Annotated in this window: 8 protein-coding genes; 5 read left to right on the top strand and 3 right to left on the bottom strand. The window is 69.5% G+C overall.

Features of this window, described 5'->3' with window-relative positions:
• Positions 1-383 precede the first annotated feature (383 nt).
• A complete protein-coding gene (locus tag ACIWVC_RS32705; protein WP_396452541.1) occupies positions 384-1,202 on the top strand; it encodes a peptidoglycan recognition family protein in 819 nt (272 codons plus the stop codon).
• 58 nt (positions 1,203-1,260) lie between these two features.
• Here ACIWVC_RS32705 and ACIWVC_RS32700 read toward each other — a convergent pair whose 3' ends face one another.
• Both ACIWVC_RS32700 and ACIWVC_RS32695 read right to left on the bottom strand, forming a co-directional pair.
• Complete coding sequence (locus ACIWVC_RS32700) at positions 1,261-1,449, bottom strand: hypothetical protein (RefSeq protein ID WP_176401727.1); 189 nt, start codon at positions 1,447-1,449, stop codon at positions 1,261-1,263.
• A 53-nt stretch (positions 1,450-1,502) separates the two neighbouring features.
• The gene (locus ACIWVC_RS32695; protein ID WP_396452543.1) at positions 1,503-2,828 is read right to left on the bottom strand and encodes an MATE family efflux transporter; all 1,326 of its coding nucleotides are present in this window, start codon (positions 2,826-2,828) and stop codon (positions 1,503-1,505) included.
• A gap of 339 nt (positions 2,829-3,167) precedes the next feature.
• Here ACIWVC_RS32695 and ACIWVC_RS32690 point away from each other — a divergent pair, with 339 nt between their 5' ends.
• Positions 3,168-7,142, top strand: a complete 3,975-nt coding sequence (locus ACIWVC_RS32690) for a replicative DNA helicase (RefSeq protein ID WP_396455024.1) — start codon at positions 3,168-3,170, stop codon at positions 7,140-7,142.
• A 135-nt stretch (positions 7,143-7,277) separates the two neighbouring features.
• Here the strand turns inward: ACIWVC_RS32690 and ACIWVC_RS32685 are convergent, their stop codons facing one another.
• Positions 7,278-7,859: a PadR family transcriptional regulator gene (locus ACIWVC_RS32685; protein WP_396452547.1), complete on the bottom strand. Its 582-nt coding sequence runs from the start codon at positions 7,857-7,859 to the stop codon at positions 7,278-7,280.
• 150 nt (positions 7,860-8,009) lie between these two features.
• Here ACIWVC_RS32685 and ACIWVC_RS32680 point away from each other — a divergent pair, with 150 nt between their 5' ends.
• From ACIWVC_RS32680 to ACIWVC_RS32670, 3 genes are all read left to right on the top strand, one after another.
• Positions 8,010-8,414: a nuclear transport factor 2 family protein gene (locus tag ACIWVC_RS32680; RefSeq protein WP_396452549.1), complete on the top strand. Its 405-nt coding sequence runs from the start codon at positions 8,010-8,012 to the stop codon at positions 8,412-8,414.
• A 189-nt stretch (positions 8,415-8,603) separates the two neighbouring features.
• Positions 8,604-10,280: an Eco57I restriction-modification methylase domain-containing protein gene (locus ACIWVC_RS32675; protein ID WP_396452550.1), complete on the top strand. Its 1,677-nt coding sequence runs from the start codon at positions 8,604-8,606 to the stop codon at positions 10,278-10,280.
• A gap of 9 nt (positions 10,281-10,289) precedes the next feature.
• A partial coding sequence (locus tag ACIWVC_RS32670) for a PaeR7I family type II restriction endonuclease (protein WP_396452552.1) occupies positions 10,290-10,885 on the top strand: 596 nt, incomplete at its 3' end.

Below are 10,885 nucleotides of genomic sequence, written 5' to 3'. Positions count from 1 at the left end.
CGCCGAAGCCGGTACCGGTGTCGGAATTGCACGGGTGCGGCAGGCGTCGGCTGAGCGGGGTGTGCGCCCCGGCGCGCGGAACGGCCCGCCGGGGGCGCTGTGGTGTCGGACGCGTTCGCCGCCGGCCGTACGGTGTTCGTCGAAGCCGGTGGCGGTGCCCGGCGTTCCGCGGGTGCGGTGGGTGCGGCGAAGCGGGTTTCGGCGGGGATGGCCGGTTTTCGATCCCGCAATGTCTTGCACAAGGGGAGGGTTGGGGGCGTCCAAAACCGGGGGTCGCGCATTGGGTTTCATGTGAAACGTCCCTGAACCGCCCTGTGTTTGGGTGATCAACAGAGCGGCCATTACGTTCCGTGATCAGTTGATCGCCGGAACGAGGGGGGACGGTGTTGATCGCGCAATCGGGGGACGGCGCGGACGACCGGGGGCGGGCCGGCGTGCGGGTGACCCGCCGGGCGGTCATCGGCGGCGTGGCCGGGGCCGGCCTGCTGGAGATGCTGTCCATGGCGTCGCCCCTCCAGAATGGAGCCATGGCGGAGGAGGCGGCGGCCGAGGGAACGGCCGGACGCGCCCTGTTCACGGCGGAGACTCCGCACGTCTACACGCGCGCGCAGTGGAAGGCGAGGCCGCCCCGGCGGCCGGCCACGGTCCTCAACCGGGCACCGGACCATATCGTCGTGCACCACACCGCCACGGCGAACTCGAACGACGGGTCGCTGGCGCACGCGTTCGCCCTGTCCCGGTACATCCAGAACTTCCACATGGACAAGAACGGATGGGACGACACCGGCCAGCAGCTCACCATCAGCCGGGGCGGCATCGTGATGGAGGGGCGCAACCGCAGCCTGAAGTCGATCCGGGCCGGGAACCTCGTGGTCGGGGCGCAGGTCCTGCACAACAACGACCACACGATCGGCATCGAGAACGAGGGGACGTACACCTCGCGGGCGGTTCCCGGCAAGCTGTGGAAGTCGCTGCTGGAGGTGTGCGTGTGGCTGTGCCAGGAGTACGACCTGGATCCGTCCGAGGCCATCGTCGGGCACCGCGACTACAACAAGACGTCATGTCCGGGAGACAAGCTCTACGCCCGGCTGCCGGAGCTGCGCAGGGCGGTCGCCGCACGTCTTGAGGGATCCCCGAGCCAGGGCAACGCAACGACCGGGCCCGTCCTGCCGATCCTCCCACCGCTCGACGACCTGACCTGACACACCCGGCGTTCTGCCGAGGGCCAGGCGGGGCGGAGGTACTGGCGGGGCGGGTCGGTCAGGTTTCGGGGGTCGTGTAGCGGGTGCGGCGGCGGGCGATCTCGGGGTCGATGCCCTCGATCAGGGACCAGATGCCCGCCACCCGTTCCACCAGGGTCTCCGGGGGCAGTCCTGCCAGGCCCTCGGCCGCGAGGTCGTCGATCGCCTGGGTCAGCCGGGCCATCCGCTCGCCGTGTGTGGAACACATGTTCGAATAGTAGCGGGTGAGGCTGCCGGTGCGGGTGCGAATCGCGGAAGCGGTCAGCGGACGGCGCCGGTGACCAGCCAGCGGTCGCCGCGGGCGCGGAGGCCGAGGGTGAGCATGCGGGTCAGCATCCACAGGCCGATCGCGGTCCAGAGGCCGAGGAGCCCCGCGTCCGCCCGGTAGAGGACGACCGCCGCGGGCAGGAAGACGACCGTCGCGACCAGCGTCGTCACGGCCAGGTAGGCGCCGTCGCCCGCCCCGATCAGGATGCCGTCCAGGACGAACACCACGCCCGCGACGGGCTGCAGCACCGCGACCAGGAGCAGCGAGGCGAACAGGAGGTGCCGGACGTCGCCGTCCGGGGTGAACAGGCCGGGCAGCCACGGGCGCACGATGAGGACGCCCACCCCGAACGCGATGCCGCAGGCGATGCCCCACCACACCATCCGGCGCGTGACGGCGCGCGTGCCCGAGATGTCGGACGCGCCCAGGTAGCGTCCGGTGATGGCCTGCCCGGCGATCGCGATGGCGTCGAGCGCGAACGCCAGCAGCGTCCACACCTGGAAACCGACCTGGTAGGCGGCGATCTCCGCGTCTCCCATCCGGGCGGCGATCGACGTCCCGACGATGAGGACGACGCGGAGCGCGGCCGTCCGCACCAGGAGGCCGAAGCCGGCCGTGGCCGCCGTCCGCAACCCGTCCAGGTCGGGGCGGACGGGGGCGCCGTGGCGGCGCGCCGCGCGCAGGACGATGGCCGCGTAGACGGCCGCGCTGCCCGTCTGGGCGAGGACGGTGCCCCAGGCCGAACCGGCGATCCCCCAGCCGAGGACGATCACGAACACGGCGTTGAGCAGCAGGTTCGCCGAGAAGCCGCCGATGGAGACGAGGAGCGGCGTGCGCGTGTCCTGCAGGCCGCGCAGGACGCCGGTGCCGGCGAGGACGAGCAGCATCGACGGGATGCCGAAGAGGCTCACCCGCAGGTAGGTCTCGGCGTACGGGGTCACGACGGGGGACGCGCCGAACGCGTCCACGATCCACGGGATGAGCGGCCAGCCGGCCGCGATCAGCGCCGCCCCGATGGCGACGGCGAGCCACATGCCGTCGATCCCCTGCCTGATCGCGGCCCGCATGTCCCCGGCGCCGATCTGCCGTGCGACCCCGGCGGTCGTCCCGTACGCGAGGAAGACGCAGAGGTAGACGAGGGTGTTGAGCGCCTGCCCGGCGACCCCGAGCCCGCCCAGCTGGGCGGTGCCGAGATGCCCGACGATCGCCGAGTCGGACAGCAGGAAGAGGGGTTCGGCGACGAGCGCGCCGAAGGCAGGCACGGCAAGGCGCAGGATCTCGCGGTCGTGCGCGGTCGCGAGCCGCCGGGGAGTCGTCACCGCGCCGAGGCTACCACCGGTGTAACTGCCCTAAGAACTTAGATCATTACAGTGGCGGGGACGGGCGACTTTCTTTCCCGCACAGCCGGTGGATGACGTTATTGCAGGTGGCAGCGTTGCCGAGGGCGTCGTCCACGGCGAATCCACAAAGTTGTCCACAGGTCGTGCACAACCAACGCGGCGTGTCTGCACAGGCGTTCCACAGGTTCGTCCACAGGCGGCTTTGCCCATGGGCGCGCGGGCTCGCGAGAATGTCCGACGCGTCAGATAGACGTGAGGAGACCGGTCGGCGATGAGGCGGACGGGGCCGCCGGCGGCCGAGACGAAGGGGGTGCGACGGTGAGCGTGGCCGACATCGGACCGCAGGAGCACGAGTTCGAACGCACGCCGCCGCACGACATCTCCGCGGAGCAGGGCGTGCTCGGCGGCATGCTGCTGTCCCAGGACGCCATCGCCGAGGTCGTCGAGCTGCTGCGCGCGCCCGACTTCTACCGTCCCGCGCACCAGATCATCTACGACGTCATCCTCGACCTGTACGGCCGCGGCGACCCGGCCGACGCCGTCACCGTCGCCGGCGAGCTCACCAAGAACGGCGAGATCGCGCGGATCGGCGGCGCCCCCTACCTGCACACCCTGATCTCCCTGGTGCCCACGGCCGCCAACGCCGGGTACTACGCGAAGATCGTCCACGAGCGGGCCATCCTGCGGCGCCTGGTGGAGACCGGCACCCGCATCGTCCAGATGGGCTACGCCGCCGACGGCGCCGACGCCGACGAGATCCTCGACCGCGCCCAGGCGGAGGTCTTCGCCATCGCGGAGAAGCGCGCCGGCGAAGACTACGTCGCGCTGTCGGAGATCATGCCCGGCGCCCTGGACGAGATCGAGGCCATCGGCAGCCGCGGCGGCCAGATGGTCGGCTGCCCCACCGGCTTCGCCGACCTCGACGCCCTCACCAACGGCCTGCACCCGGGCCAGATGATCGTGGTGGCCGCCCGTCCCGCCATGGGCAAGGCGCTGAAGACCGACACCCCGCTCCCGACTCCCACGGGCTGGACGACGATGGGCGAGGTCGCGGTGGGCGACCACCTGCTCGGAGCCGACGGCCGGCCTACCCGCGTCGTCGCGGCCACCGAGGTGATGTACGGCCGTCCCTGCTACGAGGTCGAGTTCTCGGACGGGGAGGTCATCGTCGCGGACGCCCGGCATCAGTGGCGCACTGTGACGCAGACGGGAGAGGGCGGCGCGCGTCGCTTTCCGGCGAACGAGCCTGTACTCGCCGCCGATGCGGATCGCGCCGTCGCGGGCGGCATGCGCGAGGAGGAGCCCGTCGGCCGCGCCGCGGTCCGCGGCGTGACGGCCGTCCCGTCAGCGCTCGCCGGACGGTCCCGGAGGCCGTTCAGGCGGGAGCCTTCCGGGTGCGGCCACCCGGTCCCGTTGAACGAGGCGCACCGCGTTCGCGGCCCGCTCTGGGGCCCGCGCGGGGTCTGGGCGGAGGTCGCCCGGCGGCCCCGCGGCCGGTCCGCGCGGGCCGGTGCCGAGGGGGCCGGCGCGGAGGGCGTCCCGCATGACGGGCCGGCCGCCGGGCACCGTCCGGCGGCGTCCGGGTGGGGCGCCGCCCTGCGGTACGGCCCGCGCTCCCGCGTCCGGACGACCGAAGAGATCTTCGCGACGCTGAGGCGCGAAGGGCGTCCCGTCCACGCCGTGGAGGTCGCCGCCGCGTTCGACCTTCCCGAGGCCGAGCTGCCCGTCGACCCGTACGTCCTCGGCGTGTGGCTGGGCGCCGGGGAGGACGCCGACGGCCGCATCACCTGCCTGGACGGCGAGGTCATCGCGCAGATCGAGGCGACCGGTCAGCGGGTCGCACCCGAGCCGGTTCCCGGCTGCCACCTGCTGCCCGGAGTCGACCGCGAGCTCGATCGCCTCGGCCTGCTGCCCGGCAAGCACGTCCCGGCGCGCTACCTGCGGGCGTCCGCGGCGCAGCGGCGGGCGCTGCTGGCCGGGCTGCTCGACGTCCTCGGGCACGTGTCCGCGGACGGGCGCGTCGACCTGGTGGTCTCCTCCGCGCGGCTCGCCGCGGGGGTGCGCGAACTCATCGTCAGCCTCGGCCACCACGCCGCGCTGACGACCGTCCCGGCGGGCGACCGCGCGGAAGAACCGGTGCACGAGATCAGCTTCGTCCCTGCCGGCGCGGTCTTCCGGCTGCCCCGCAAGGCGGCCCGGCAGGGCGGAAGCCCCCGGCCGGAGGCCGGGGTGCGGCACATCGTCGACGTGCGGCCGGTCGAGAGCGTCCCCGTCCGGTGCGTCCAGGTCGACAACGACGACCACATGTACCTGGCCGGGCGGTCCTGCGTCCCGACGCACAACTCGACGCTGGCGCTCGACTTCGCCCGCGCCGCGTCCATCAAGCACGGTCTGACCTCGGCGTTCTTCAGCCTGGAGATGGGGCGCAACGAGATCACCATGCGGCTGCTGTCCGCCGAGGCGCGGGTGGCGCTGCACGCGATGCGGTCCGGCACCATGCAGGACGAGGACTGGACGCGCCTCGCCCGCCGCATGAGCGAGGTCGCCGAGGCGCCGCTGTTCATCGACGACTCGCCCAACATGTCGATGATGGAGATCCGCGCGAAGTGCCGGCGGCTCAAGCAGCAGCACGATCTGCGCCTCGTCATCATCGACTACCTGCAGCTCATGACGTCCGGGAAGCGGGTGGAGAGCCGCCAGGTCGAGGTCTCGGAGTTCTCCCGCTCGCTGAAGCTCCTCGCGAAGGAGCTGGGCGTCCCGGTGGTCGCGCTGTCGCAGCTCAACCGAGGCCCGGAGCAGCGGACGGACAAGAAGCCCATGGTGTCCGACCTGCGCGAGTCGGGGTGCGTCACCGCGTCCACCCGGATCATGCGCGCGGACACGAACGAGCAGGTCACCATCGGCGAGCTCATGGCGAGCGGCGCGAGGGACGTTCCCGTGTGGGCGCTCGATGAGCGCTTGAAGTACGTGCCGCGGACCATGACGCATGCCTTCTCCAGCGGGCGCGGGGAAGTCTTCCGCGTCACGCTGGCCTCGGGCAGGCAGGTCGAGGCCACCGCCAACCACCCGTTCCTCACTTATGACGGGTGGATGCCGCTCGGCGAGCTGGTGCCGGGTTCGCGCGTCGCGGTCTCCAGGCATGTGCCGCCGCCGCTGGAGCCGGCGGCGTGGCCCGAGGCGCGCGTGGTGATGCTGGCGCACCTCCTCGGCGACGGGTCGTTCGTCGAGCGTCAGCCGATTCGCTGTGCCGCCGCGGACGAGGCGTGTCTTCGGGCCGTCACGCGGGCGGCCGGGCATTTCGGCGTCACCGCCGTCCGGGAGGAGCGGGAGGGCGCGGGGGCCACGCTACGGTTCCCGGCGCCGCACCGCCTGACCGGCGGTGGCCCGGTCGCCGAGTGGCTCGACGAGCTCGGGCTGTTCGGAAGGCGCCCGCATGAGAAGTTCGTCCCGGCGCCGGTCTTCAGGCTTCCGAAGGAGCAGGTGGCGCTTTTCCTCAGGCATCTCTGGGCCGCGGACGGCTGCGTGCACTGGGATGCGGAGAACGGCGATTGCCGCGTGTCCTACGTGTCCACGAGCAGGCGACTCGTGGAGGACGTCTCCACCTTGCTCCTGCGGTTCGGGATCATCTCACGCATCGAGAGCGCCGCGGAGGGCTCCGGGCGTGGCGGGTATCGGCTCCACCTCTCCGGTGCGGAGAATCAGCTCGCGTTCTTCGAGGCCGTCGGCGTCCACGGGGCGCGCGGTGCCATGGCCGCGTCCGCTGCCGACCGGCTCCGGGGGCTTCGAGCGAACACCGGCCGCGACGCCGTCCCCACGGCGGTCTGGGATGACGTTCGGAGCGTCCTCGCCGATCGAGGGACGGCGCACGGGGAGTCGCGTGCCGCGCTCGACGTCCAGTCCCGTGGCACTTCGCGGTCGGGGCACGCGCCCGGCCGTGAACGCCTGGGACGCGTGGCAACGGTTCTGGACGGCGCCGAGCTGGAACTGCTCGGCACCAACGACGTGTTCTGGGACGAGATAGCCGGGATCGAGAGCATCGGGGAGCAGGACGTCTACGATGCCACGGTGCTCGGGCTCCACAACTTCGTGGCGAACGGGATCTCCCTGCACAACAGCATTGAGCAGGACGCGGACATGGTGATCCTGCTGCACCGTGAGGACGCCTACGAGAAGGAGTCGCCGCGCGCCGGCGAAGCCGACCTGATCGTCGCGAAGCACCGCAACGGCCCGACCGCCACGGTCACCGTCGCCTTCCAGGGCCACTACAGCCGCTTCGTCGACATGGCCCAGTAACGTCCCCGCTGCTCAGCCCGGCGTCTGCCGCCGTCCAACTGCCTCGTAGCGCGCGGACATCGACGCCAGTGGCAGCGTTGCCGGGATCCACTCCGTGACCTGTTACGAGTGACCTGTTACGGCTGGCGCCGCGCTTCAGTTGTCGGGGCCGGAGGGGCAGGGTGTCGCGGTGCGTCGGTTGAGGACGGCCAGGGCCTGCTGGCACCAGCGGAGGTTTTCGCGTTCGAACGCCAGGCCGCGCATCAGCGTGAGGTAGGGGCCGATGCGGTCGGCGGTCGCGAGGTGCTCTTCTTCGGTGCGCCCGTCCAGGAGACGGGCACGGAGGCGTTCAAAGCGGGCGATCTTGGACTCGGCCCACGTCATGCGTTCGCGGATGGCGTTCATGACCGCGCGGACGTCGCCGGCGTCCACCGCCTGGACCTGGACCATCAGTTCCTCGCGGATCGCGCCGGGGCGCGGCGGGGTGGCGGTGAAGTCGTACAGGGCGCGGCGCCCGGCGACGGTGAGGGAGAACAGGCGCTTGTTGGGACGGCGTTCCTGCTCGACCACGCGCGCCTGGATGAGGCCCTCGGCGGCCATCTTGTCCAGTTCCCGGTAGAGCTGCTGCGGGGTGGCCATCCAGAAGTTGGCGACCCCGGCGTCGAAGCTCTTCGCCAGGTCGTACCCGGAGGCCTCGCCCTCCAGGAGCGTGGCCAGAACCGCGTTGCGCAGTGACATGCGTCCGAGGGTAGCGGCGACATTAGGTGCTTCGGCCATTAATCAATTTTGTGACTAGCGCCACGCCCCTGTCCACTGGACGAGTACTAGAAGGCGCGATTAGTGTCATCCGCACCTAGTCAACTAGTTTCATATCGGGGGGGCGCGCCCATGCATCCGTTCCGACGGGCCGTGGAGGCCGGTGACATCGAGGCGCTGGAGGCGCTGTTCGCGGAGGGCGCCGTGTTCACCAGCCCTGTCGTGTTCAAGCCGTACGAGGGGAAGGCGATCACCGCGGCGTTCGTGCGCGGCGCGGCGCGGGTGCTGGAGGACATCCACTACGTGCGGGAGATCGTCAGCGCGGACGGCCGCGACCTCGCGCTGGTGTTCAAGGCGATGGTGAACGGCCTCCAGGTGCACGGATGCGACTTCCTGCACCTCGACGAGGACGGGCTGATCGACGAACTCACCGTGATGGTGCGCCCGCTGTCGGCGGCGAAGGCACTGGCGGAGGCGATGGGCGCCCAGTTCGACCGCATCCAGCAAGAGGCTGCGGCACAGACTCCGGCGGAGTAAGCGGCAGGCCGCCGCGTCGCCCGCAGGCCGCTCGAACGGTCCTTCTGCTCGCAAAAGACCGGCCGCCCCAAGATCGCCGCTTCGATGAGCCGGATGGCGGTGTCGTCACGCCACCGGGTACACCCAAGAGATATCCACAAGTCGGCGGTGTGACCTCGGGCTTCGTGTGCTGGGGGTATCGTCTGGCCGGTGGTCACTCAAGCGCTGTTCGACGTCGACGAGCCTCCGCTGCCGGCGGCGTTGCAGGAGGCGGTGCGGCACGGCGAGGTCTTCACCCGCCGCTGGGTCGTCGAACTGATCCTCGACCTTGTGGGCTACACGGCTGACCGCGATCTTGCTGGGCTGCGGCTGGTCGAGCCGGCATGCGGGCAGGGCGCGTTCCTGGGGCCGATCGTAGAGCGGCTGAGCAAGTCGTGCCGGGCTCACGGGCGCTCACTGTCGGATGCGGCCGGGGCGATTCGGGCCATGGATCTGCTGGACGAGAACGTGAAGCAGTCGCTCATACTCGTCCGTGACCGACTCACCTCGGACGGCTGGGACCACGGAGAGGTTGACGCCGTCGCGCAGGGCTGGGTGTGCCAGGGCGACTACCTTCTTGCGGCCAACCATGCCGGCGAGGCCGACTTCGTCGTCGGCAATCCCCCCTATATCCGGCTGGAGGATGTGCCTGACGAGCGCATGCTGGCCTACCGGTCCGCCTGCCCGACGATGGGTGGTCGGGCTGATGTGTACGTGGGGTTCTATGAGGTAGGTCTTCGCAGCTTGAAGCCTGGCGGCAAGCTCGGCTTCATCTGCGCTGACCGTTGGATGCGCAACCAGTATGGTCGGCGCCTCAGGCAGATGGTGACACAGCGCTACAGCATGGACTTGGTCCTCGCGATGCATGATGTGGATGCGTTCCACGACCAGGTCTCCGCCTACCCCGCGATAACCATCATCCGCAACGGCACACAGGGTCCTGCGATCGCTGCTGATACCACACGAGAGTTTGGACAATTGGAGGCTCGGAGCCTTCTTAGATGGACGGCTGACCCGGCGCAGGACGGTGTCACCTCTAAGGGGTTCAAGGCGTCGCGCCTACCGCATTGGTTCCCCGGCGAGGATTCCTGGCCGGCGGCGTCCCCGGCGCGCTTGGCTGTTCTGGAGGAGTTGAGCGACAGGTTCCGCCTCTTGGAGGACGAGACCACAGGAACGCGTGTCGGCATCGGAATTGCGACGGGGGCGGACAAAGTCTTTATCACTGATCAACCCGACCTTGTGGAGCAAGACCGCCTGCTCCCGCTCGCCATGGTCCGCGATACGACGTCCGGGCGTCTGGACTGGGGCGGTATGTACCTGGTCAATCCGTGGAATGCGGCCGGTGGGCTCGTCGACTTGGCGGCCTACCCTCGGCTGCGCGCCTACTTCGCACAACACGAGGCCGCACTGCGGAAGCGTCACGTTGCCGTGAAGCAACCAGACCGCTGGTTCAAGACGATCGACAAGGTCGACCCTCGGCTGAACACTCGTCCCAAGTTGCTGCTTCCGGACATGAAGCAGGTCATACACCCCGTGCTGGATGAGGGAGGCCTGTACCCTCATCACAACCTGTACTTCATCGTCTCCGATGTCTGGGACTTGCGGGTCCTTGGGGGCTTGCTGCTGTCCAAAGTCGCTGAGGCGTTCGTAGCGGCGTACGCGGTCAAGATGCGAGGTGGGACTCTACGGTTCCAAGCCCAGTATCTGCGCAAGATCCGCGTCCCAGATCCTGCGGAGATCAACGAAGAGACCAGCACAGCATTGGCGGCTGCGTTCGAACGCCGTGACGTCCAGGCGGCGACGCAAGCCGCCCTGCGCGCCTACGGGCTCGCAGAACTCCCCGACTAGAGGAACACATTGGCAGTCACTCGACAGGACTTCGAGAACGCGGTCGCGGCTTACTGGGGCGCGAAAAAGTCTCAGCGAGAGCTCTCCAAGATCAAAGATGCTGTCGGTGCGGGCACTGCGGGCTCGGTTCGTGGAGGCAAGCACTTCGATGAAATCGCCGCTCTTCTGGCCAAGTTCTTTCTCGAAGCCGACTACCCGCCCGAAGATATCCGGGTCACCAAGAAACATGGCCTGGAACTTCCAGGCTACTACCGCCCGCAGAAGCAATGGGATCTCGTGGTCTCCCACAGGAACACGCTTGTTGCGGCCTTCGAACTCAAGGCGCTCGGTGGTCCCTCGTTCGGCAACAACTACAACAACCGAGTAGAAGAGGCACTGGGCAGCGCTGTCGACCTCCGTCGCGCTGCGCTCGCTGATCTCTTCCCTGGCGAAAAACCCTGGCTCGGCTACTTCTTCATCATGGAAGATGCCCCCGGTTCGCGCACTCCCGTTCGGGTTCTGGAAGGCGCTTCTCCTGTTGAGGAGATCTGGCACGGACGGTCATATCAAACAAGGTTCGCGCTCTTCTGCGAACGTCTTGTGGCAGAAGGTCTGTACGATGCCGT

This window comes from Actinomadura sp., assembly GCF_044508335.1.
Lineage (GTDB): Bacteria > Actinomycetota > Actinomycetes > Streptosporangiales > Streptosporangiaceae > Spirillospora.
The sequence above is the reverse complement of the archived record's forward strand: the minus strand, read 5'-3'. Positions and strand labels throughout refer to the sequence as shown.